The sequence below is a fragment of the Alcaligenes sp. Lyrl_28 genome (assembly GCF_051948705.1).
In the GTDB taxonomy this organism is placed as follows: domain Bacteria; phylum Pseudomonadota; class Gammaproteobacteria; order Burkholderiales; family Burkholderiaceae_B; genus Alcaligenes; species Alcaligenes ammonioxydans.
Window position 1 is genome coordinate 1 of the sequence record NZ_JAYJLG010000017.1, and the last position, 863, is coordinate 863.

An 863-nucleotide genomic window follows, 5' to 3' on the forward strand; every position below is an offset into this window, starting at 1 on the left:
AAGGAGGGCGCTTACCACGGTGGGATTCATGACTGGGGTGAAGTCGTAACAAGGTAGCCGTATCGGAAGGTGCGGCTGGATCACCTCCTTTTAGAGCGAATGGCTCGCAAAGCGAAAGCGTCCACACTTATTGGCTGTTAGTTTATGTCATGACCATTGAAGGTATCGCCCACTGGTGATAGATGGGTCAGTAGCTCAGTCGGTTAGAGCACCGTCTTGATAAGGCGGGGGTCGTTGGTTCGATTCCAACTTGACCCACCAACGATTACCTCGGGGGATTAGCTCAGCTGGGAGAGCACCTGCTTTGCAAGCAGGGGGTCGTCGGTTCGATCCCGTCATCCTCCACCACCGCTTTTATAGGTGGTTGTCGATACAGCAAGGTTCATGACAGAGTATAGGGCACAGACAAACAACGGTTTGCCTGGCGCTAGATTCAACGAAGAGTGTTCTTTTTAAAGAATACTGCTCGTTGGGTTATGCAACCCACGAATTGCTCTTTAACAATTAGGAAGAAGCACAACGAAGGTGTGTTGTCTAATAAACGCAAGACGATTAGTCGACTTGTGATGACAATACACGGGTTGTGATTGCAACAGAACAAATTATGTTCAACGAAAGTTCTCAAAAATATAGACGTTGTCTGATCTTCGGATTGGATAACAGCTAAGGATTGATGAACGGCAACAACGTATACTCATATTCCTATAACAGCACCAAGCGTTATAGGATCAAGCGAATAAGTGCATATGATGGATGCCTTGGCGATCACAGGCGATGAAGGACGCGGTAGCCTGCGAAAAGCTACGGGGAGCTGGCAAACAAGCTTTGATCCGTAGATGTCCGAATGGGGAAACCCACCGTAG

At 48.2% G+C, this 863-nt stretch carries 2 tRNA genes and 2 rRNA genes; all 4 read left to right on the top strand.

The annotated features are described in order from the left end of the window. Positions 1 to 91 (top strand): 16S ribosomal RNA (locus tag VF694_RS16395); the annotation flags it as partial. A 93-nt stretch (positions 92 to 184) separates the two neighbouring features. Continuing rightward, positions 185 to 261: transfer RNA gene (locus VF694_RS16400), tRNA-Ile, on the top strand. A gap of 11 nt (positions 262 to 272) precedes the next feature. Then, positions 273 to 348, top strand: a tRNA-Ala gene (locus VF694_RS16405). Between the two features lie 378 nt (positions 349 to 726). After that, a 23S ribosomal RNA gene (locus VF694_RS16410) occupies positions 727 to 863 on the top strand; the annotation flags it as partial.